Below are 22,194 nucleotides of genomic sequence, written 5' to 3' on the forward strand. Positions count from 1 at the left end.
CAAATAAAAATGAGCCCAGGGGGCTCTGTAGGAAAATGATGTTGCGGCTGGCGAACCATTCGGCGAGTCTTTAGACTCAGTGCCGGCAACAGGCCCTTATAGGGCCAGAACAAACCACCGGCTAAGCCGGTGGTTCTGATTAGCTATTCTGATAGAAAGCCGATAGATAAGCTGTGATTGATCATATTTGTCACAGTAATTGGAAAGAGTTTTGGGTAAATGTATTTGGGGAGATACATTATGTACAGATTAGCAATTGTTGATGATGAGAAGAATATTGCAGAGGGAATCGCACAGCTTTTTCCCTGGCAGGATATCGGATTTGTTGCTGATTATTTTGATAATCCACTTATTGCTCTTAATGAGATCATTAGTGGTAAGTATGATGTTCTATTAAGTGATATTGAGATGCCTGAGTTGAGTGGGATTGAGTTATGCAAAAAACTTCAGCATCTTAATGTTATTATTGTCTTTTTATCTAGTCATCAAAACTATGATTATTTCAGGTCAGCTATACAATATGGTGTAACTGATTACATTTTGAAGCCATTAAAAAGTGCGGATGTATACACGTGCTTTGGCAAGATAAAAAATCTTCTGGATTCGCGAAATAGTTTAAAAGATGATCACCCTAATTCCTACTATGAACAGATCAAGGTTTCTGTAGAAAATTATCTCAGTGAGAATTACAGGACGGCAAGACTTGAGGATGCTGCTGAAAAAGTACATCTTAGTGCAAGCTATTTATCGAGCATATTAAAGGAAAAGTGCAATAGTGGTTTCGGAGATATGCTTCTTAAAGTTCGAATGGAAAAAGCTTGTAATATGCTTATGGATGTTAGTTTCAAAAGCTATGATATTGCCTATTATATCGGCTATGACAATCCGAAAAGTTTTTCGCGAGCCTTCAAAAATTATTATGGTGTAACTCCTACTGAATATAAGAATGGGAAGAGATGATTATGCAGAAACGAAAATTCTTCTTTAAAAGATTTTTGCGATATTTGGGAATGCTTGCTGTTCCGGTCATTTTTTTAATCCTTATCGCATGCATTTTGCTGCTTTTTAAGATTTCAGGTGAAATGGACAGGAAGGGAAAAGATGTATTAGGAGGTGTGGATAGTAGTATTGAATTATCTTTGAATAATATTATGCTACAAAACAGGCAGTTTGCAAATAATCCCTATATGGTCCTGTCACTAAAAAGAATGCTGGACGGGGATTATTTGGAATACAGAGATACTTTGAATTTACGAACTATTCGTGCTACGGTAAGAAGCTCAATACTCACATATTCATATATTTCTTCTATTTATCTTTATCTTGATGGGTACGATAAATTTCTTTCGTCTGGAAATGGTATTGAAAAAATAGATAAAAACAAAGATGAATGGGTTTCAGTCTATCATGATATGCCGGAGAATACAGAGAGATTTCTGTTTGTTTCTGAAGATAAAAAAGAGTTATTTGTTTTTCAAAGACTTTTGTTACAAAAAGGTATAGTTGTCATGAGCATTGATCTTGATCAATACTATGCACTTATGGAGAAATCTATTGGGTCCAACAGCGGGGCATTATTGTTTTATAACAGTGATGATCAGCTTCTTTTCACAAGAGGAGATGCTTATAACGCAGCTGAGTTTGTTGATCTGTCAGAAATTCCTACGGAAGATAAAAATGCTCTATGGCTAAAAGTTGGCTCAGAATACTATCTGGGGCAGCAAAAGAATAATTCAATCTATAATGTTCGGATCATATCGCTGATGCCATTTGAGTACATGATTGACAGAATTCTGGTTATCATGCCATATCTATTGATCATTTTAGTGGCTGCTGTGTTTTCGATAATGATTATGGCTTATTTAACAACGAAAAAGAACTTTTTGTATATTGAAAATGTAATAAATACATTGGAGAAGGCAGAAAAAGGGGAGATTACAGAGAGAAATAATGATGTGATCGTGAACGAATACGATGCCATATTAAGCAATGTGATTGAGCTGCATCTTCGCACAGAGATGCTTAATAAACAGCTGGGCGAAAAGAAGAATGCTCAAGACATAGCAACACTTGTTGCTCTGCAAACTCAGATAAATCCGCACTTTTTATTTAATACTCTGCAGCAGATAAGAATTAAGGCAATGCAGGAATCAGAAGCTGGGGACAGGAGCGATACGGCCCAGATGACAGAAAATCTAGCGGAAATACTAAAATATGCACTGTCTGATCCTTTAGAGCCGATAAAACTAAGTGAAGAGATTGATTATTTAAAAAAGTATATTGAGATTCAAAAGATAAGATTTGGTGACTCATTTATTATTTATTATGAACTGGATGAGAGACTTGAAGACTTTCATGTATTCAGGCTTATGCTGCAGCCTATTATTGAAAACAGTATTTCTCATGGAATAAGGCCAAGTGGTAAAAAAGGATATATTAAGCTTAAGGTTTTTAGAAGGCAGAATATGGTGATATTCAGGGTCTTTGATACGGGAATAGGCATGGAAAAAGAAGAACTAAATAAGCTTATGGAGCAGATAAAGAGCCGAAATTACCACAATGTTGGACTTTCTAATGTTAATAACAGACTCATTCTTTATTTTGGAGAAAACTCGGCACTTCATATTATGTCAAGGCCCAACAGAGGAACTGTTGTTGAATTTGCTATTCCTGAAGACGGAATAAAAAAATATGTTACCTAATCAAAATAAATGTTACTGCTCATATTTTCATATTAAAAAATGTGGAGAAATTAAAAGACGTTGGATTAATAAACTTATCGCGTGTTGTTATTATTTTTGTGTAAAAGAAAACGACGTATAAACGTTACATTTTTTCTTCACAAGGAGGGTTAAATATGAGAAAGAAAGTATTGTCAATGCTTCTTGCAACTTCGATGGTTGCAGGAATTGTAATGGGGTGTGGTCAAACACAAGAAGCAGTAAATTCAGCCGATGAAGCTAAAACAGAAACTGCTGATAATAGTGAAGATAAACAAAATGTCAGTGAAAGCGAACAAGAGAGTGTTACACTGCGCTTTGCATGGTGGGGCGGAGATGAGAGAAATGCAGCTACTTTGGAAGTTATAGAGCAGTTTGAAGCGCTTCATCCAGGTGTGACAATTGAAGGCGAGCCCGGTTCAAGTGATGGATATCATGATAAACTTGCAACACAGCTGGCATCTGGTACAGCAGCTGATATAGTTCAGATCGACCCCGAAACTATGCCTACTTTTGTTGATTCCGGAGATTATTTTGTTGATCTGAATACCACAAGCATTGATATGTCAAATTTTGAAGCTAATTATATTGGACTTCAGATAAATGGTAATTATGATGGTAAACAGCTTGGACTTCCTACTGGTATTGCAGGACCGGCTATTCTTGTAAATAAAGATGTTGCTGATAAATATGGAGTGGATCTTACAAAGACTGATATTCAGTGGGAAGATTTCATTGAAATGGGAAAAACTGTCCATGAACAAGATCCAGAGGCTTATCTTTTCTGCATAAATAAGGAATATATAACCAATCTTTTTGTTCTTACATTAGAAAAGCAGAAAGCCGGAAAAGTATATGATTCTGATGGAAAACTTGTTATAACACAGGATGATCTGACCAGTATCTTTACTTACATAAAAGAGCTTTATGACAATAATGTAGTGGCACCTGCATCTTATCAGGCTTCTTATATCGGAGATGATATCCAGGGGGATGCCAATTGGATTGCTGGCAAGTATGTAGCAGCTCCATGCTATATTTCTACAGTAGATGTTATGGTTGCAGCAAATCCTTCAGCTAATTATGTTGCGGGATCACTTCCTGTAGCAGCAGATGCCAAGGACGGCGGCTTTGCTTCAAACACACCTCAGCTTCTTGCCATTACAAAGAGCTGTTCGAATCCAGAAATTGCTGCAGAATTCCTTGATTATTTCTTCAATAATGAGAAAGCTCTTGAAACACTTGGAGCAACAAGAAGTGTACCACCTACACAGAAGGCTCGTGACATTTGTGCTGCAAATGGCAAGCTGACACAGATCGTAACAGATGCTGCGGATATAGCTGTTGCTATAGGCGGAACACCTAATGATAAGATTTCTTCTTCTGAAGAAGCCAAGACAATTTTGTATGATGCAGTAGAAGCAATTGGCTATGGCCAGATCTCGCCTGAACAAGCTGCAGAAGAAGTATATGAACAATACAAGGATCTTGAAAAATGAGAAAGAAAAGTTTTACAAAACGCAGCTATCAGGCCTATCTATATCTGTTACCATGGTTTATCGGTTTAGTAGTTTTGCAGCTCGTTCCATTTGTCTCATCCTTTGTCTATTCATTTAATGATTACACAGTGGGCTCTAAACTGGATTTTGTGGGGCTGGCTAATTATGTAAAGCTCTTTACCAAAGATAAGGATTTTTGGAATTCGCTTAAGGTCACAATACTTTTTGCACTTTATACTGTACCGGGAAAAGTTATTCTGGCTCTGCTTGTAGCTATGTTCCTTAATCGAAATATAAGAGGTATCAATGCAGTCAGAACTCTTTATTACATACCATCATTATTTGGTGGTAGCGTAGCTATAGCACTGCTTTGGAGACTTATGTTCATGGATAATGGCGTTGTAAATGCCATGTTATCTAAGTTGGGATTTGGCTCAATTTCTTTTCTGGGTGACACAAAGCTGGCACTTCCGACTATCTGTTTGCTGGAAATATGGCAATTTGGTTCATCGATGGTTATGCTTCTTGCGGCACTGAAAAATGTGCCCAAGGAGCTGTATGAAGCTGCTGATATTGATGGTAGCGGGAAAATTACCAAGTTTTTTCATATTACATTACCACAAATCTCACCTATCTTATTTTTTGCAATATTAAACCAAAATATACAGGAACTGCAAAACTTCACATCACCTTATACCATAACAGGTGGAGGGCCAATGAAATCTACGAATGTACTCGGAATCCTGCTATATAAGGAAGGTTTTTCATATTTTAAGATGGGATATGCAAGTGCCATTTCCTGGATAGAATTCGCGATAATACTTGTATTTACGCTTGTTCTGTTTGGTTCTTCCAAGTTTTGGGTTCACTATGCTGATGAGTGAGGTGTGTGATGATAAGCTTAAAAAGTAAAACAAAAAAATTGGATGAACCCATAAAAGACAAGGCAGGTTTTTTGGATTATCTTATTATCCTGATCATTGGAATTATTCTCTTGTATCCAATAATTTGGATGTTTATGGCTGCCTTTAAGAGTAATGAAGAAATATTTGGAACAGTAGCTCTTTTTCCGAATAAGTGGCTTTTCAAAAACTTTGTTGAGGGTTGGAAAGGTTCAGCTGGATATACTTACACAAGATTTTTTGCGAACACAGCTTTAATGGTATTTCCTACAACAATACTTACTTTGATATCTTCAACACTTGTTGCTTACGGATTCGCCAGATTTGAGTTTCCCTTCAAAAAGTTACTGTTTACGATTCTTCTTGCAATGATGATGCTTCCTAACACAGTTGTGATCATTCCAAGATATATGCTGTACAATCGGTTTCAATGGATTGATTCATATATGCCTTTCTATGCTCCGGCGCTTCTTTGCTGTAATTCATTTTTTCCATATATGCTGATACAGTTTTTAAGGGGCATTCCAAGAGATCTTGATGAATCGGCATATATTGATGGCTGCGGAACATTCAAAACACTGATTGAAATATTACTTCCGCTCATGAAACCGGCTCTTTTCTCTGCGGGATTATTCCAATTCTTATGGACTTACAACGATTATTTCAACTCGTTGATATTTGTAAATTCTGTAAGAAAATATCCGATATCGTTGGCGGTCAGAATGTCTTTGGACTCAGAGTCGGTTGTTCAATGGGGGAAAGTCATGGCTATGGCTTGTGTAGCTGTACTGCCTTTGATGATCTTGTTTTTTGCAGCACAAAAGTATTTTGTAGAAGGAATTGCAACCAGTGGTATGAAAAATTGAATATAGTAATTATTGTATAGATTGTATGGTGCTGAGCTGTTGTCAATTGACAGGGATTTTTCTCTGTTGTTGATGACGGCTTGGCACAAGTTTTTTTGTTTAAATATTTAGTTTTTGTCAGGAGGATCTATAAAAGAGGATTTGCAACAATGTATTCATGAAAGTCGTGGCTTTTTTAATGGCAATTTCATTAAAATTATATGATCAGTGACTCTATTTATTTAATGTTATGATATAAGAACTATATTCAATAAGAGAAAAGGAGCAGCTATGAGACACATATTTTGGGCGGGGGACTCAACAGTTGCCTGCAACAAATTTAATACCTATCCTCAAACAGGTATAGCGCAGGCTTTTGACAGATATACTAAAGAGGATGTTGTTATTTACAATCATGCCGTAAATGGCAGAAGCACAAAGAGCTTTATAGATGAGAGCAGACTTGCTGTTATTTATGATGAAATAACAAAAGGTGATTATCTTTTTATTCAGTTTGGACATAACGATGAAAAGATAAATGATCAAACAAGATATACAAAGCCACACGATGATTTTATTGTAAATCTCGGAAAATTCGTTAATGTGGCAAGAAATAAAGGGGCTTATCCTGTATTCATCACATCAGTCGAAAGAAGACTTTTTGATGAGAAGGGCAATTTAAAGCCATCTGAGCACACTGAGTATGTGAAAGGAATGAAAGAGGCAGGAGAGAAGTTTAATGTTCCTGTAGTTGATCTTTTTACAATGAGCCGCAATTTCCTTGAAAAGACAGGGGATGAAGCTTCCAAAAAGTACTATATGAATCTTGTAGCAGGTGAAGCTGATTGGGCACCTGAAGGAAAGATAGATAATTCACATCTGAAATATGAAGGTGCACTTTTGTATGCCGGAATGATAGCGAAGGGACTTTCTGAGCTTGATGAACCATATAGGTCACTTGTTATTGATAATCTGGCACTTGCCAAATACTTAGATATTGAAACAAATGGTTGATGCGTCTTGTGGAGGAGAAAAATGTCTTATTCAGATTTAGGCTCAAAATTTAGAAATCCGATTATTTTTGCTGATTACAGTGATCCTGATGTCATCAGGGTGGGTGATACATATTACCTTACTGCATCAAGCTTTAACTATACACCGGGGCTTCCAATCCTTATTTCAAAGGATCTTGTTAACTGGAAGCTGGTTAACTATGCCCTTAATAATATTAGGGAAAAGAGATTTGATATTCCCCGCCATTCAGAGGGAGTATGGGCTCCGGCCATAAGATACCATGAAGGAGTATTCTATATTTTTTACGGAATGCCTGATGAGGGATACTATGTTGTAAAAACTAAAGATCCTCTTGGAGAGTGGGATGAACCTGTGTGCCTTTTGGAAGGAAAAGGCCTTATTGACTGTTGCCCATTTTGGGATGATGACGGAAAGGCCTACATTATACACGGATATGCCAAGAGCAGGATCGGTTTTAAAAGTATACTCGGTATTTTTGAAATGTCTGCTGATGGGACCAAGGCTCTTACTGAAGATCATTTTATTTTTAACGGTAATGATCCGGAGCACATGGCGGTGACTATAGAAGGTCCTAAAGTCTATAAAAAGGATGGCTTTTATTATATCTGGGCTCCTGCCGGGGGAGTGACAGATGGCTATCAGGTTGCTCTTAGAAGTAAGAGTATATACGGTCCATATGAGATAAAAGAGGTAATGCATACAGGCAGTACTGTAATCAATGGACCTCATCAGGGAGGTCTTATAGATACAGTTAACGGTGATGAATGGTTTATTCATTTCCAGGACAGAGGCCTCTATGGAAGAATCTGTCATCTTCAGCCCGTTTCATGGAAAGACGGATGGCCGGTGATTGGTGTTAATCCTGATAATGAGAATGTAGGTGAGCCTGTATTTGAAATGGATAAGCCCTCTGTAGGTGCCTCCAATGTTGATATTACTGAATATGGCCTTAGTGCTTGTGATGATTTTGTTAATGGAACATATAATTTAAACTGGCAGTGGCTTGGTAATCATTACAATAATTTCTCTGGTCCCATACCTGATAAGAAAAACGGCATCAGATTATTTGCACTTAATACCAGCGGCGAAAATGAGCCTATTATCTGGCGCAGTGCCAACGTTCTTACACAGAAACTGATTTATCCTATGTTTAAAATGAAGGTTCATATGGATGCTATCGGTTTGGAAGAAGGAAACAGAGCAGGCATATGTATGACCGGTGGACAGTATATGGCTGCATATATTGAGAGAACTGTTGATAATACATTTTCGGTTAAAGTTGTAAATTCAGTCGGCGGTGATGCTGATAAAAAAGAGGAAATTCAAAGTACGTTTGACCTTGAGCATATATGCAGTGAAAAAGGTATTAGTATTGCAGAGGCGTTAAAAGATATAACATGGGATATGGAATTTTCTCATATAAATCCTGAGTTAAAATCAGAGGATATGTATTTTCAAAATGTTCATGAACCACTAGGAGGAAAGAATCCGAGCCTTAAGGTAAAAGTTATTTTAGGTAATAACTCTGATAATTGTGTGGAACTTGATCTTGGAGTGGATTATACACCATCAGATCATACCTGGGTTGGAGCAAAAACAGGTGTTTTTGCACTTGCAACTAATAATAACGCCGGATTTGCAGATATTATTTCTGTAGAGACTATTGAAATTTGAGGGAAAATATGGATGCAGGAAAACTTACAATATATGATGCGGCAAAAAATGGTGATTTTGGACTGGTAAAGTGGATTGTTGAATATTCAAGGTCAAGCCTTAATGAGTACGCTGATGGGCATAGAACAGCTCTTCATTATGCTGCGATGTCCGGAAATCCTGAAATTTTTAAGTATTTGGTTGAACGATGCGGTCTTGATCCATTAAAGGGAGATATTGACTTGATAACACCTTGGGATATAGTGCATGATATTGTAACCAAGGGCGGTAATAGTCCGTATTTTGTTGAGAATAGTAATTGTAAGCCTGAACATAAGAAAATAGAAGTTTTTTTAGAGAAAAGATATTCTCATGCTTATGATGATTTTTACAGAAATCCCATAAGATGCGGCTTTTTCCCGGATCCTTCCATATGCAGGGTGGGGGATGATTATTATATGGTCAATTCCTCTTTTATATTTTTTCCTTGTATTCCGATTTCACATTCAAAAGATCTTATTCACTGGGAAATAATCGGACATGCCATAACAGATCCTAAATGGGCGGGAATTGAAGAACTTGAAGGTGGACGAGGCTACTGGGCACCTGATATATCTTTTTATGAAGGGAAATTTTATATAACAGCGACCTATAGGCTAAATGATGTGGGACCGGTATACAGAAGGCAAATTGTTGTATCTTCTGCAAAACCGGAAGGCCCATATTCTGAGCCTGTATTTATCGATGAAGATGGCATTGATCCCAGTATTTTCAATGATGATGACGGAAGAAGATATATGCTCCTTAACAGAGGTGCAAGGATTTTTGAACTTAACAGCGACGCCACAAAGAAAATATCAGAGCCAAAGCTTCTTTTTTACGGTGATAATAAGAGAGCGCCTGAAGGTCCTCATTTATATAAAAAAGACGGCTACTATTATCTTCTTGAAGCTGAGGGAGGAACAGGCCCCGGGCATATGGTAACTGTTTCAAGAAGCAGAGAGCTCTTTGGAGTTTATGAGCCATGTCCTTATAATCCAATTATGAGACAAAAAGATCCTGATGCGCTTATACAGCGTTGTGGCCATGGAGATATGGTAGAGACTCCTGACGGCAGATGGTACATGGTATATTTGTGCGGTCGTAAAATAGGAGATGGATATAGTATTCTTGGAAGAGAAACTGCAATTGATCCGGTTACATGGACAGCCGATGGGTGGCCTGTTGTAAATGATTTAAAAGGCCCTTCAACCATGCAGGTTAAGCCTTTTGCCGATTATGAATATCTTGAGGAAAGTACTGATATCCATAAGGTTGATTCAAATAAGGTGAAAGAACTTATCGGAAATCCTGATAGTGAAAAGGTAAGTACTGTTTCTTCCTGCGGACTTCCGTTTGATTATATGACTCCAAGGACCTTTGAAAATGGTGAGGTGGAATTTTTAGGCATGGCCTGTGAAAAGGGAGAATGCTTTAAGATAAAAGGATCTAGAGCGCCACTTTCCAAAGTTGACAGCAGGAATATTGTTCTTAGAAGGCAGACATCTTTTTCTTTTGAATATTCAACCGAAATGGAAATTTTGGAATTGGAGGAAGGACAGCATGCAGGAATAACAGGCTATTATGATGAGAATACCTTTGTGCTTTTTGGACTTATAAAAAGGGAAGGGAAGCTTTATGTCTTTTCACAGGAGCACAGAGGAGAAGAAGACCGCTTCATCTATTCCGATGAGCCTTTGGAAAATGCAAATGGATATATAAGACTATGTATGAATACGGATTATTTAAAGCGAACATTCAGCTATGAAATTCTGCATTCTCAAATGGATAAGAAGGAACAAAAGGAAGTTGTTTTTGCAACACTTTCCAATGTATATTACCTATGCGATGAAGGCTATGATAAGGGAAAGCGCTTTACAGGTGCTCTCGTCGGGATATATGCATATGGTGGCGAAAAAAATGATTTATTTGTAAAGTTCAATAATTGCAATTATATTGATATTTAAAGTATGGATTGTGCTCGTATTTATGGGTAATATAAGAATATGAGTTTTGCTTGTATTGGAGGATACATAATATGATGCAGATAGGTATTAGATTTCACGATACTGTAGAGCTTCCTTTTGAGGAAAGGCTTACAGAGATTAAAAAGCAGGGATTTTCCTGTGTTCATATTGCCCTTTCGAAGGTGCCCGGATTTACAGCGGATCCAATTGCCCTGACTCCGGGATATGCAATGTATTTAAGAGATGCTTTCAGAAGGGCTGATCTTGATGTGGCAGTCCTTGGATGTTACTTAAATCTGGCCAATCCTGACTCTGTGCAGCTTGCATCAATTCAGGAAAAATATATGGCGCATATCCGTTTTGCTTCATTGATGGGATGTGGCATGGTTGGAACTGAGACGGGAGCACCTAACGTTAATTATTCATATGATAAAGAAGCCTGTCATTCAAAAGAGGCTTTGGAAACATTTATAACGAACCTGCGACCTGTTGTGGACTATGCTGAGAAAATGGGAGTTATCGTAGCGATAGAACCTGTTTACAGACATATCGTATATAGTCCCAAAAGAGCCAGAGAGGTGCTGGATAGGATAGGATCTCCAAATCTTCAGATTATTTATGATCCTGTCAATCTTTTATGGACTGATAATTATGATAGAAAGTACGAAGTCTTTGAAGAAGCCCATGATCTTTTGGGAAAGGATATCTGCATGATCCATTTAAAGGACTGTGTACTTACGGAAAACGGTGTAAAGAGCATGGGATGCGGACTTGGAGAGCTTGATTATTCAAGTATTGTTAAGTTTGCAATTGACAATAAACCGTATATTCAGGCGACATTAGAAGATACAACTCCGGACGTGGCAGTTTCATCTCGTGAGTGCATTGAAAATGCTGAAAATAAGTATATGCAAAAGTGAATATATTGTGAATAATCTTTGTTTCATTGATGAATGAACTTCCGGAGTGCTGATAATTCCTGGTGTAAATAAATTACACCGGGAATTATTTTTTTTGTGAAATAAAGTATTCTATTGACCTGGTGGTAACGTTCATAGTGTCTTAATGTTTCTCTTCCGAAATTAAATATCTGGCAAATTTCTTTTGTTGAATATTTTGTTTCAATCATGAGCAATCCTCATAGGAAAACGTATTGACTACTTATAATTATGCATTTAAGATAAATCACTTGGAACGACTAGTTTAGGGAGGTAAAAAATGGAATCAACTCAAATTGCAACTATTGATAAAATAAACTCTCAAGCTCTTATAGCTGGAGTGAGAGATGAAAAAATAGCTATTCCACTTTCTGCGGTTTTATCTATAGAGAATGTATCTGTATCTGACATCAATAAGGTTAATTTTGAAGATGTAATATATCTTAGAGGGCAGGCCATTCCTTTGGTTTATATGGGCAAATTGTTTGATTGTGAAGATTCTGAAACTCAATCTTCAAATTTGAACGTTGTTATCTGTATGTATAAAGATACGTATCTTGGCCTTGTGGTTGATCAACTTTTCGGACAGGATGATATCGATCCAAAATCACTGGGGATATTGGATGATAATAATCGTTTTTTCAGTGGAGCAGCTATTATGGATGATGCAGTAGCACTTATTCTTGATGTTGAATCGCTTATTGCATAAGGAGGTCATATATGTCCGAGTTAACTAAGTATACCGGCAATGAAGATGAGTCAAAATATATCATCTTTAAAATAAACAGAGAAATGTACGCTATTGATGTTGAGAGCGTAAATAACATTATACAGATGCCTCAAATAACAAGAGTTCCAAGTTCACCAAAGTATTATAAAGGAATCATCAATCTTAGAGGTGAGATTATACCGGTTATGAGTCTTCGTCGCAGAATGAACTTTGAAGACGATGCTTATACCAATAATTCCCGTGTTATTATTTTAAATATAGGTGAGGATAAGCTTTTGGGGATTGTTGTTGATGAAGTCAGTGAGGTGATGAACATACCTGAAAGTATTATTGAGCAGCCATCACCATTCATTAAAAGCAAAGAGTCTGTCGTTCGCGGAGTCGGAAAGATTGATGATATGATAATATCAATTCTTTCGGTTGAATCTGTGGTTGGGCAGAGAATGGCATCATAATAGTTTTGTTTTATTAAAAACCTATACTGTCGTTTAGACAGTATAGGCATTTTATTTTTTCAGATGTTCTATCTGATTTGTCAATTCTTCCGGTACAGGAATTCCTTCTTTATTCAGCTTGGCGATGATATTAAGAATTGGCTTGGCAGCGTTGTTTGTCCGAACCTGATAATGGTTAAAAAGGTCTTTGTATTGAGGGTTGTCTGCATTCTTCTCACGCACAGCCTTTGAAAAAGGGCAGAAGGTAAAAAGTATTTCACGGGTCACCTTGTTTAGTCTCGGAGATCCGGATGCCTCAAATTTAACATAAGACAGGTAATCTGAAATAAAGACATTCTTGTAGTTATTGTTAAATTTCTTTAAGTCTGTTTTAAGCTTTTCTTTATTCTCTGCAGAAAGAGCAGAGTTCTTTTTATAGAACTGAAGGTAATCACAATACATTGATGTAAGAGAAGGATCGGTTACATCATTCCAATGCACGCCCTGTTCGGTTTTGCACATTTCCCACCTGAATTCGCCAAAGAGCTTTATCATGGCTTCTTCGGTGTTCTCTGTGTTCAAAATGGAAACCAGCATTCTTGCTTTTGTGCGTCTGTTTTTTCCATCTATTTCCTGCCACAGGCAGGCTCTGCTTCCGATATTGGGCATTAGAATCATATATGGAGTTATATCATCATCAAAAAATACCTGAGTGATACCTATGTCTGTGTTTGAATAAAGCGCCTGTCTGCAGAAAACTCCGTAATCAATTCCTCTTATCATATCAAAATATCCGTTCACCTTAGAGGCTGTCTGATAAGCCATATCCAGTGGTCTTAAGACATTTTGTTCATCAAAAACAGGGACAAATGAGGAAATTCGTCCAAAAGTCATTCTGTTGCCCAGAGCAAAGAGATTATGTATTTCAAACTCTAACCTTTTTTGAGGGTTATCCTGCATGGCTTCAAGTTGAGCCTGAGTAATGGAACCTGTTGTCTTTTGTTCTCTGAGATATGTCGGCCAGTCCTGATCAAATTCATTTTTTGATGGTTCGACTTCAAGCATGAAGATTTTTTTTAGCCATTCATATAAAGTGAGAACGGTCTTATTTTCGTCCGGAACGTACGCCTTTGCCATGTTGTAAAGAATAGCTGTGTTTTTTTCTCCGGCAAGTTCTTCGTCAACAAAACCGAACATAAAAAACATTTTTACTTCAATGGGAACATTGTCATCGGTAAGACTTCTAAGAAATGCAGGAGTAAATACTTCATAAAAAGAAGTTGCGATATTTCTTCGAAGTGTCCTCGCTTCATCAGATGAATCATAGCGGTTACTGTTGGCCTTGAAAGCGGAAATCTGCTCTTCAAATTTACTTGCTTTTTCGCCGCTTACACCTGAATAAACCAAAATGGTATTCAGAGCATTGACTATAGTAACATTTCCATCGCCGCCTTCATTTCGTTCCATATCGGCAATTTTTGCCTTTATTACTTTCATGGTCGAAGCAAAAGAGGATGTTTTCTTTTTCAATACTTTTCTGTATTCATTAAGAAGCAGAACCTGATCGGAAATAGTCTTATACATTGTTACGGTAGTCATTATCATACCGGTAGCCAGTTCTATATTCAGACCATAAAAAGACTTTTTTAAAACAGCTTCGTTTTCTTTTAAACTGTTACTGAAATCTATAACCCAGGAAGGGACCTTTTCAGATTTTTCAGGTGGAATCAGTTCGTCAATTTCAGGAAATGTTCCCGCAACTTCACCGACTTTAATGCAAAGACTTGGATAATCGGCGTGATCAGCCATTATCTGTTCATATTCGGCAAGGGCATCATCAAATTGTTTTTCATAGGCGGCGCAGACACCGGCTGCAATTTCAGAAGATTGAGCTGCAAGTATCGGGGCAATTTTTGGATTTGACTTTATGATCTTGGGAATATCGTCTCTGGAATTAAAATCATAGGAATAAACGGTTGTTTCTTCAACAGCCTGATAATCGTAAATATAGGGCGTGCCGGGATTTTCAACGATTCCTATAAAGCCGCCTACACCGCATAGAATAGAAGAGTAGGCGTTGGAAATCTGAATAGATCCTTTCACCACTATTTCTATGGTTTTTACTGTTTCTTTTTCAGTTTTATGAAGAAATTGTCCTTTATCGAGCTTAATAATTCCCATGATTCCTCCAAAGAACTACACAAATGTAAATATCGTATACATATTTATGTTATCACGTTAATGAGCCTGTATCAATTAAAAGAATATTAAAGAATTATTGGTTTTAGCCTATATTCGGAGATGATGTCATTATTGGCAGTTTTATTGTACAGGCAACTGCTAAGAAGACTTTCTTCAAACAGATTCATCTGCAGTGGAGAAAGTACCTGTTTTGCGTCTTTTAACCTGTTAAGAACAGGTATGGTTGCAACAGACTGTATATCGGAAAGAAGAGGAAAAGAGCTCTTTTTTAATCCGAGTATTTTGCCATAGGCTGTGTATCCGTCTTCTTTGTAATTATTCATATTTTCTTTTGTGATATTCAAAAGAATATGAAAAAGGCATCTGCTGACACGGGTATATGTCAGGTTTTTGGATTTTATGGCATCACAAAATAAATTAAATGAAGAAAAATAATCAAGGTTTGCCTGAATTCTATTTGAAAGATCCTCTGTGACATCCAGATATTTTTGATATCCATTATTTTTTTCTGTGAGGAGCTTGTAATATAAATAGTCGGAATAATCATCACAATCAAGATACTTGCCGGTATTTCCGTTGAATATTTCCAGAGCATTTGCAGGAATCATATTTTCAAGTGAAGAGGCATGCTGGCTTTTTGGGGAGAAAAGATAATTTCGTATTCCCTGAGCACTTGCAATGTCATTTACCTCTTCTGAATGATAATCTGCTCCTTCCCTTTTTATCGGATAAGGTATCATACTGCTGTTTATTGTTCTTATAGCTTTTAAATATTCGATTGCAAGAATATTGTTAGGGCTGCCAAGCACTTTTTTTGATGATTCACTGTCAAAAGGACCTGATGCTTCAAGATACCTGCTTAATGCATTCTCTCTTGCCACAGGATAGGGGAGACCTTTTTTCAACTCTTTTTCCAGTTCATTCTTAAAGCTTTCAGGTTCATTTTTAAGTACATCGGCTACCAGACTAAGAGCGTTACAATCCGGCGTCTCCGCTCCAAAGCACAGATAGTCAATGCAGCCAAGCTTATCAAGTAGTGAAACAGCTCCGCCTGCAAAATATTCAGCACTTCCGAGACTATAATAAACAGGAAGCTCAAGCACAAGATCAGCGCCGCAGCTAAGAGCCATTTTAGCTCTGGTGTATTTGCTGATAATGGCAGGAGCTCCTCTTTGAACGTAGTCTCCACTCATTACTACCACGCAGTATTCTGCCTGCAATTCTTTTTTACATTTATTTATGAGATATTCGTGCCCCTTGTGAAATGGGTTGAATTCTGCGATGATTCCGATGGTCTTCATTTACGATATCCTGATAACATATAGATACATTGTTACCGGTCATGGACTGAACAGTAACGATATATGTGTAGTATTTTGCTTATTTTTGTACAGTTTTTTCCTTGTACTAGAATTATAATATAAGTAAGATATACATGGAAGTTTTTTGATTCTACTCAAAGAATAAAAAAGAAGCTGAGTTTACTATTAAATGTAGATTTCAGAAAATATTTTTGAAAAGAGGTCAAACATGAAAATTTTAGTTATTAACTGTGGAAGTTCATCACTTAAATTTCAGCTTATTGATTCAGATTCAGAAGCTGTAATCTGCAAGGGACTTTGCGAGAGAATAGGAATTGATGGGAGTCAGATAGTTTATACTCCTGCCGGCAAAGACAAGATTACTAAAGTAACTCCAATGCCTGATCATAACAGAGCTATTGAGCTTGTTATTGAGGCACTTACAAATAGTGAAGACGGTGTGGTTTCTCTTGATGAAATCGGTGCTGTCGGACATCGTATCGTTCATGGCGGTGAGAAATTTACCAAGTCTGTTGTTATTGACGAAGAGGTTATTAAGGCAATTGAGGAAGTATCAGATCTTGCTCCGCTTCACAATCCTGCAAACCTTATCGGTATCAGAGCATGTCAGAAAGCTATGCCCGGTGTTCCTATGGTTGCTGTATTTGATACTGCTTTCCATCAGACAATGCCTGAGCAGGCTTATCTTTACGGACTCCCTAATTCATACTATGAGAAATACGGAATCAGAAGATATGGTTTCCACGGAACAAGCCATTCTTACGTAAGTAAGAGAGCTGCCCAGATACTTGGCAAAGATGCAAAGGATCTTAAAATCATTGTATGTCACCTTGGAAATGGCGCTTCAATTTCTGCTGTTGATGGTGGAAAGTGCGTAGATACTTCAATGGGACTTACTCCTCTTGAGGGACTTATCATGGGAACAAGATGTGGCGACATTGATCCTTCAGTTGTAGAGTTCATCATGAAGAAAGAAAATTCTACAGTTGCTGATGTAACAAATCTTATGAACAAGAAGTCCGGTGTATTTGGACTTTCTGACGAACTTTCATCTGATTTCAGAGACCTTGAAAAAGGATACAATGAAGGACATGCAGGAGCTAAGAGGGCTGTTGATGCCTTTGTATACAGAGTGGTTAAATATATCGGCTCTTATACAGCAGCTATGGGCGGTGTAGATGCAATCTGTTTCACTGCAGGTGTTGGTGAGAACAGTGGCTTTGTCCGCAATCTTATCTGCCAAAAGCTTACATTTATTGGAGCAACTCTTGATGCTGAAGCCAATAAGGTTCATGGTGAAGAAAAAATCATTTCAGGTGCTGACAGTAAGGTAACACTTATGGTTGTTCCTACAAATGAAGAACTTGCGATTGCTCGTGATACTGTAGCTCTTTGCAAGTAAAACGTTTTACAATATAATCTTTATTATTTTAATCCATGCTAAAAAACTTGAAAATTCTGAAGCTCTCATGTAAGATGCTTATAGGATTTTCAAGTTTTTTTGGTGGAGCAAAAGATGAAAGAATTAAATTCATGTAAAGAAGCCATGGCCTCAAGTATTGAAAATAAATACTTTAGTATTGCTCATTTGTATAAAGATGAGAAGGCTATGGAAATGCATATTCATGACTGCTATGAGGTGTATTTTTCAATATCGGGCGGGAAACAGTTCCTTATAGATAATAAGGTTTATGATATAGCGCCGGGAGATCTTTTTCTTATAAATCAGTATGATTCTCATTACCTGACTCAGATAGAAAAAGAAAAGCATGAGAGAATAGTTATTATGATAGATCCGGATTATATGAAGGAAATTTCTTCAAAAGAGACCAATCTTGATGCGTGCTTTCAGGAAAGAGATGAGAAATTTTCACATAAGATAAGTCTTTCGAGCGAGCAGCAAAGCAGATTTTTGTATTTTGTAAATAAGATTCTTACCAGCAACGGCTACGGACATGATCTTTTGGAAAGAGCAACATTTACTGAATTATTTGTGCTGATAAATCAGATTGTTTGTGAAAAAAACAGTGATAAAGCTGAGGATAAGCCATCTACTTACAATGAGCAGGTGGATGCGATTCTTTCTTACCTTAACAACAACATTCAGTATCCGATCAGCATCGGTGATCTGTCCAAGCAATTCTATATAAGTGAATCTTATATTTGCAGGATTTTTAAATCGGCAACCGGGACAACGATTAATAAGTACATGACAGCAAGGAGAATATCTATTGCAAAATCTCTTTTGGCTGAAGGCATTGGTGTCAGTGATGTGTGCGAGAGATGCGGCTTTAGTGATTATAGTAATTTTCTTAAGGCATTTACCAAGTCAGTTGGAATTTCGCCGAAAAAATATTCTCAAAACTGCAATAGATAAAAAACTGTTGACAAACCTATGCGGCATGAGTAAAATAACAAGGTATGCTAATGAATAAACGTAAACAATTGCCTTTTTAAGGCAGTTTCTTATACGGTTACTGTAAGGAGGTGTTACTCAAATGTCAATCTGCCCAAAGAATAAGTCATCAAAAGGCCACAGAGATCAGAGAAGAGCTAACTGGAAAATGACAGCTCCGACTCTCGTAAAGTGCAGTCATTGTGGAGCTCTTATGCAGCCACATTGCGCATGCAAGAAGTGCGGCTATTATAACAAGAAGAGCATTGTTGAAGTTGAGGCTTGATAGTTAAGTGAAACCTCATATGTTCTGAGATTTTAAAGGCTTTCCGATTTTAGTTGGGAAGCCCTTTTTTTGCCTAAAAATGCAAATTTTATTCTATTGATTTTTGACTACTACTCTTGTATATTATAAGAAGTCAAATTTCACAGGGGGTATTTTTATGGCAGAACTTGTAAGGGTTGCTGTAGATGCAATGGGAGGCGATAATGCTCCTTTTGTTACTGTAAAGGGCGCTGTGGATGCAGTTAAAGAGTCACAGAATCTTAAGGTTTTTCTTGTAGGTCAAAAAGAAGTAGTGGAAAAAGAACTTTCTGCTTACGATTATGATAAAGATAAAATTGAAGTTGTAGATGCGACTGAAGTAATCGAGATGGCTGAACCACCGGTTATGGCTATCAGAAAAAAGAAGGATTCATCAATTGTTAAGGCAATGTACATGGTTAATCACGGTGAGGCCGATGCATATGTCTCTGCCGGAAGTACAGGAGCTACATTGGTTGGCGGTCAGGTTATCGTCGGGAGACTTAAAGGAGTTGACAGAGCTCCGCTTGCTCCGCTGATTCCCACAGAAAAAGGAAATTCTCTTTTAATTGATTGCGGTGCCAATGTTGATGCCAGATCCAACCATCTGGTACAGTTTGCCAAGATGGGAACTGTATATATGGAAAATATCATGGGAATCAAAAATCCTACAGTTGCCATTGTAAACATTGGAGCAGAAGAGGAAAAAGGAAATGCACTTGTAAAAGAGACGTTCCCGCTTCTTAAGAATTGTCCTGATATTAATTTTATAGGAAGTATTGAAGCGAGAGATATTCCGGCGGGTTTTGCTGATATCATCGTGTGTGAAGCTTTTACAGGTAATGTTATCCTTAAGATGTATGAAGGTGTTGCCAAGTCAATGATGCACATCATTAAAAAAGGTCTAATGAGTAATTTAAAGACCAAGATTGGTGCTCTGCTCATAAAGAATGATCTTAAGAAGTCTCTTGCCGATTATAACATGGATAAATACGGAGGGGCTCCAATGCTTGGATTAAAGGGACTTGTTGTTAAGACTCATGGAAGTGCCAATGATATAGAAGTAAAGAACTCCATTTTGCAATGTGTAACATTCACAGAACAGAAAATCAGTGAAAAGATCAGTGCTAAACTTTCATCTGAAGCTTAAGTACTGACTATATAAATTATTATTTTGACAGGTAAGAAAGGTCGATTATTATGGAATTTGAGAAGATGAAAGAAGTTATTGCAGGTGTATTAAATGTTGATCCTGAAGAAATTAAGATGGATACAACTTTTACAGAGGATCTTGGTGCGGATTCTCTTGATCTTTTCCAGATTATTATGGGACTTGAGGACGAGTTTGATGTTCAGATTGATCCTGAAAAGACAGAGAATATTACAACTGTAGGTGAAGCTGTAGAGCTGCTTAAAACTGCACTTTCCACAAAATAAGCTGTAAGTTAATAAGAAATAATCATTTGAGGCAGCTTTATGACTGCCTCATTTTAATTAGAGGTTTTTATGTTATCAGAGTCAGACATTTCAAAATTTGAAAATACTATAGGATATTGCTTTAAGAACAAGGCTCTTTTGGTGCAGGCTTTTACTCATTCATCTTTTGTCAATGAGCAAAAAATAAATAAAAAGCCGGATTATGAGCGCTTGGAGTTCCTTGGTGATGCTGTTCTTGAGATGATTTCAAGTGAATATCTATACAAGAAGTATCCTGATAAAAAAGAGGGAGAAATGTCAAAAATAAGAGCTTCCCTTGTATGTGAGCCGGCCCTTGCTTATGATGCAGAAAAACTTGATATCAGATATTATATGCAGCTGGGGAAAGGTGAAGAGGCTACCGGGGGCAGGAATAAAGAGTCAATTATTGCGGATATGGTTGAAGCTGTAATTGGCGCATTGTTTTTGGATAGTGGAATTGAAGAAGCAAAGAAATTTATTTATTCATATGTTCTTACAAACGAAGAAAGCATGCAGATGTTTAGTGACAGTAAGTCCATCCTTCAGGAAATAGTTCAGGGACAGGGACTTGGGCAAATTCAATATGAAATTTGTGGCGAAAGAGGACCTGAACATGATAAAATATTTGATGTCCGCGTTTTCGTTGGTGATAAGAATATGGGAGAGGGGTCAGGAAAAACCAAGAAAGCTGCTGAACAAAAGGCTGCTTATAAGGCAATTCTTGAATTAAAGAAAAGTAAGTAATGTATTTAAAAAGTATCGAAATTCATGGCTTTAAGTCATTTGCCAATAAGATAAAATTTGATTTTCACAATGGTATAACAGGAATTGTAGGACCTAACGGATCAGGTAAAAGTAACGTTGCAGATGCGGTTAGGTGGGTTCTTGGTGAACAGCGTATTAAACAGCTGCGTGGTGGCTCCATGCAGGATGTTATCTTTTCGGGAACAGAGCTTCGTAAGCCTTTGGGCTACGCTTATGTTGCCATCACACTTGATAATTCTGATCATTCCCTTGCTATTGATTATGATGAGGTCACTGTTTCAAGAAGACTTTATCGTTCAGGTGAAAGTGAATATATGATAAACGGCGCTACCTGCCGTCTTAAGGATGTTAATGAACTCTTTATGGATACAGGTATCGGTAAAGAGGGGTACTCCATTATAGGACAGGGACAGATCGATCAGATTCTGTCAAGTAAACCGGAGGACAGACGTAATCTTTTTGACGAGGCTGCAGGAATAGTTAAGTTTAAGTCCCGAAAAGAAACTGCTATAAAGAAGCTCGAAGAAGAAAAGATAAATCTTACAAGACTTTCCGATATTCTGTCAGAACTTGAAAAACAGGTTGGACCTTTGGAAAAGCAATCCGAGGTTGCCAAGGAATATTTGAAACTCCGAGAGCGACTGAAAACTCTCGATGTCAATATGTTTCTTGTTGAAAATAAGAATCAGAATCAGCAGCTTGTAGAGGCTGAGAATAATCTCTCAATAGCTACAGAATCTTTGGATAAATCAAAGGATTCCTATGCCAAAGCCAAGGATGAATATGAAAGTATTCAGAAAAAGCTTGAGATTTTAGATGCTGAAATAGATGAAGCACGTGCTAAAATCACAGATTCTTCTGTAAAAAAAGAAAAGCTTGAAGGACAGATTGGTATCTTAAACGAAAAGATAAAGTCAGCTTCTTCAAATGATGCTCATTTTAAAACCAGAATTAAGGATGAGCAGGATAAAATTACCGAAAAGAAA

General features: G+C 37.3%; 20 protein-coding genes. 18 read left to right on the top strand and 2 right to left on the bottom strand.

Annotated features, from left to right (window positions below; genetic code table 11):
* The first annotated feature begins 240 nt into the window (after positions 1 to 240).
* The 11 genes from J6O61_RS16495 to J6O61_RS16545 all read left to right on the top strand — a co-directional run bounded on the left by J6O61_RS16495 (position 241) and on the right by J6O61_RS16545 (position 12,783).
* Entirely contained in the window at positions 241 to 960 is a 720-nt protein-coding gene (locus tag J6O61_RS16495) for a response regulator transcription factor (protein ID WP_292215386.1), read from the top strand.
* Between the two features lie 2 nt (positions 961 to 962).
* A complete protein-coding gene (locus tag J6O61_RS16500) occupies positions 963 to 2,702 on the top strand; it encodes a sensor histidine kinase (RefSeq protein ID WP_292215387.1) in 1,740 nt (579 codons plus the stop codon).
* A 155-nt stretch (positions 2,703 to 2,857) separates the two neighbouring features.
* Positions 2,858 to 4,219 (top strand): ABC transporter substrate-binding protein, encoded by a 1,362-nt coding sequence (locus J6O61_RS16505; protein WP_292215389.1) that lies wholly within the window; start codon positions 2,858 to 2,860, stop codon positions 4,217 to 4,219.
* Positions 4,216 to 5,103 (top strand): carbohydrate ABC transporter permease, encoded by an 888-nt coding sequence (locus J6O61_RS16510; RefSeq protein ID WP_292215391.1) that lies wholly within the window; start codon positions 4,216 to 4,218, stop codon positions 5,101 to 5,103. Before J6O61_RS16505 ends, J6O61_RS16510 begins: the two co-directional genes overlap by 4 nt.
* A gap of 50 nt (positions 5,104 to 5,153) precedes the next feature.
* Positions 5,154 to 5,987 (top strand): carbohydrate ABC transporter permease, encoded by an 834-nt coding sequence (locus J6O61_RS16515; protein ID WP_442861714.1) that lies wholly within the window; start codon positions 5,154 to 5,156, stop codon positions 5,985 to 5,987.
* Between the two features lie 270 nt (positions 5,988 to 6,257).
* Positions 6,258 to 6,980 (top strand): rhamnogalacturonan acetylesterase, encoded by a 723-nt coding sequence (locus J6O61_RS16520; RefSeq protein ID WP_292215396.1) that lies wholly within the window; start codon positions 6,258 to 6,260, stop codon positions 6,978 to 6,980.
* Between the two features lie 21 nt (positions 6,981 to 7,001).
* Entirely contained in the window at positions 7,002 to 8,675 is a 1,674-nt protein-coding gene (locus J6O61_RS16525; protein WP_292215398.1) for a glycoside hydrolase family 43 protein, read from the top strand.
* Positions 8,676 to 8,683: 8 nt separating this feature from the next.
* Complete coding sequence (locus tag J6O61_RS16530; protein WP_292215400.1) at positions 8,684 to 10,660, top strand: family 43 glycosylhydrolase; 1,977 nt, start codon at positions 8,684 to 8,686, stop codon at positions 10,658 to 10,660.
* 74 nt (positions 10,661 to 10,734) lie between these two features.
* Positions 10,735 to 11,580, top strand: a complete 846-nt coding sequence (locus J6O61_RS16535; RefSeq protein ID WP_292215422.1) for a sugar phosphate isomerase/epimerase family protein — start codon at positions 10,735 to 10,737, stop codon at positions 11,578 to 11,580.
* Between the two features lie 298 nt (positions 11,581 to 11,878).
* On the top strand, positions 11,879 to 12,307 hold the full coding sequence (locus tag J6O61_RS16540) for a chemotaxis protein CheW (protein ID WP_292215402.1): 429 nt from the start codon (positions 11,879 to 11,881) through the stop codon (positions 12,305 to 12,307).
* An 11-nt stretch (positions 12,308 to 12,318) separates the two neighbouring features.
* Positions 12,319 to 12,783 (top strand): chemotaxis protein CheW, encoded by a 465-nt coding sequence (locus tag J6O61_RS16545; protein ID WP_292215404.1) that lies wholly within the window; start codon positions 12,319 to 12,321, stop codon positions 12,781 to 12,783.
* A gap of 51 nt (positions 12,784 to 12,834) precedes the next feature.
* Here the strand turns inward: J6O61_RS16545 and J6O61_RS16550 are convergent, their stop codons facing one another.
* Both J6O61_RS16550 and J6O61_RS16555 read right to left on the bottom strand, forming a co-directional pair.
* Positions 12,835 to 14,943, bottom strand: coding sequence for a hypothetical protein (locus tag J6O61_RS16550; RefSeq protein ID WP_292215406.1), 2,109 nt, complete (start codon positions 14,941 to 14,943; stop codon positions 12,835 to 12,837).
* Between the two features lie 86 nt (positions 14,944 to 15,029).
* A complete protein-coding gene (locus J6O61_RS16555) occupies positions 15,030 to 16,265 on the bottom strand; it encodes a nucleotidyltransferase (protein WP_292215408.1) in 1,236 nt (411 codons plus the stop codon).
* 229 nt (positions 16,266 to 16,494) lie between these two features.
* Here J6O61_RS16555 and J6O61_RS16560 point away from each other — a divergent pair, with 229 nt between their 5' ends.
* The 7 genes from J6O61_RS16560 to J6O61_RS16590 form a co-directional block, all read left to right on the top strand.
* Positions 16,495 to 17,688, top strand: coding sequence for an acetate/propionate family kinase (locus tag J6O61_RS16560; RefSeq protein ID WP_292215410.1), 1,194 nt, complete (start codon positions 16,495 to 16,497; stop codon positions 17,686 to 17,688).
* 114 nt (positions 17,689 to 17,802) lie between these two features.
* Complete coding sequence (locus J6O61_RS16565; RefSeq protein ID WP_292215412.1) at positions 17,803 to 18,663, top strand: AraC family transcriptional regulator; 861 nt, start codon at positions 17,803 to 17,805, stop codon at positions 18,661 to 18,663.
* 121 nt (positions 18,664 to 18,784) lie between these two features.
* Complete coding sequence (gene rpmF / locus J6O61_RS16570; protein ID WP_022773549.1) at positions 18,785 to 18,967, top strand: 50S ribosomal protein L32; 183 nt, start codon at positions 18,785 to 18,787, stop codon at positions 18,965 to 18,967.
* Positions 18,968 to 19,124: 157 nt separating this feature from the next.
* Positions 19,125 to 20,135 (top strand): phosphate acyltransferase PlsX, encoded by a 1,011-nt coding sequence (gene plsX / locus J6O61_RS16575; protein WP_292215414.1) that lies wholly within the window; start codon positions 19,125 to 19,127, stop codon positions 20,133 to 20,135.
* A gap of 50 nt (positions 20,136 to 20,185) precedes the next feature.
* Entirely contained in the window at positions 20,186 to 20,422 is a 237-nt protein-coding gene (gene acpP / locus J6O61_RS16580) for an acyl carrier protein (RefSeq protein ID WP_292215416.1), read from the top strand.
* A gap of 69 nt (positions 20,423 to 20,491) precedes the next feature.
* Positions 20,492 to 21,187: a ribonuclease III gene (gene rnc / locus J6O61_RS16585; RefSeq protein WP_292215418.1), complete on the top strand. Its 696-nt coding sequence runs from the start codon at positions 20,492 to 20,494 to the stop codon at positions 21,185 to 21,187.
* Positions 21,187 to 22,194: chromosome segregation SMC family protein (locus tag J6O61_RS16590; RefSeq protein ID WP_292215419.1), on the top strand; the 1,008-nt coding region annotated here is incomplete at its 3' end. The genes rnc and J6O61_RS16590, both read left to right, overlap by 1 nt.

It is taken from the genome of Butyrivibrio sp. (genome assembly GCF_017635265.1).
Classification (GTDB): domain Bacteria; phylum Bacillota; class Clostridia; order Lachnospirales; family Lachnospiraceae; genus Butyrivibrio.